General features: G+C 69.9%; 1 protein-coding gene. It reads right to left on the reverse strand.

Translation table 11 applies throughout. The annotated features are described in order from the left end of the window. Nucleotides 1-415 (reverse strand): Ig-like domain-containing protein (locus tag EPG66_RS22205; RefSeq protein ID WP_182688135.1); only part of this gene is annotated, 415 nt, incomplete at both ends.

The raw sequence follows: 415 nt of genomic DNA on the forward strand, positions 1-415 counted from the left end.
GTCGGCGACCGGATTACCGGCGTCGTCGGTGATGCCCGGCGCGGTGGCGCTGGTGTCGACGTTTACGTTCACGGTGTCACTGACCGCGTTGCCGTCGGCGTCGGTGCCGTCAACCACCAGGGCGTGGTCGCCGTCATCCAGCGGGGTGTCAGGGGTGAAGGTCCAGCTGCCGTCCTCGCCCACGGTGGCGGTGCCGAGCTCGGTGTCGCCGTCGGTGATCACCACGGTGGAGCCGGGCTGCATGCCGCCGCCATTGATGGTCGGGGTGCTGTCGCTGGTGCTGCTGCCACCGGCGATCGGATTGCCCGCGTCGTCGGTCAGGCCGGATGTGGTGGCGCTGGTGTCGACGTTCACGTCGACGGTGCTGCTGCTGGCGTTGCCGCTGGCATCGGTGCCGTCAACCACGAGCGCGTGC

The sequence above is a fragment of the Pantoea pleuroti genome, assembly GCF_014156615.1.
GTDB lineage: Bacteria > Pseudomonadota > Gammaproteobacteria > Enterobacterales > Enterobacteriaceae > Pantoea > Pantoea agglomerans.